The sequence below is a fragment of the Mycobacterium sp. E2497 genome (assembly GCF_001668695.1).
Lineage (GTDB): Bacteria > Actinomycetota > Actinomycetes > Mycobacteriales > Mycobacteriaceae > Mycobacterium.
Genome location: NZ_LZKD01000108.1, coordinates 1 through 572, shown reverse-complemented (window position 1 = coordinate 572; position 572 = coordinate 1). Strand labels below are relative to the sequence as shown.

The window sequence follows — 572 nt, the reverse complement described above, 5'->3', positions numbered from 1 at the left end:
CCAGATCGGGATACTCGCGCATGAGCCGGCCCGATTCGTCGAGCACCGCCTCGATCCGGTCGACGGCGGTCCCCGGGCGCGCGGCGGCCGCGCGCAGCCGCGGCAACGCGACGTCGGTCCGCGCCGCTATCGCGGCGTTGATCAGCTCCGCCTTGTTCGGAAAGTAGTTGTAGAGGCTGGCGCTGGTGACGTTCGCGGCCCGGGCGATCTCACGGATGGTGGCGCCCGCGTACCCGAATTCGGCCACGCAGCGCATGGTGGCAACGACGATCCGCTGCCGCGTCTCCTCGCCGCTGGCGCCGACCGGACGTCCCAATTGCGGCGGCGTGACGCTCATGCGGCGGGAAGCCCGCCGCAGCTCCGTCCATCACGCACTACGCACCTCCGCGGCGAAGCCGAAACTAATCGATCACTCGATTATATTCGACCGTGTCGGGGACCGGGAGCCGGCGGACGGGACGCGCGAGTGAGGACAGCACGGTGACGCGGGCGCAACGGGGACGTCCGGTCGGCGCCAGCGGCGAGGAGACGCGGCAGCGGATCGTCGTTGCCACCATGCGCTGCGTGGCCGA

General features: G+C 70.8%; 1 protein-coding gene and 1 pseudogene. One reads left to right on the top strand and one right to left on the bottom strand.

Annotated elements, in window-relative coordinates:
- A partial coding sequence (locus tag A5713_RS08400) for a TetR/AcrR family transcriptional regulator (RefSeq protein ID WP_156751799.1) occupies nt 1–337 on the bottom strand: 337 nt, incomplete at its 3' end.
- A gap of 143 nt (nt 338–480) precedes the next feature.
- On the opposite strand from A5713_RS08400, the pseudogene A5713_RS29110 reads away from it, so the two are divergent.
- Nucleotides 481–572 (top strand): annotated as a pseudogene (locus A5713_RS29110) (TetR/AcrR family transcriptional regulator); the annotation flags it as partial.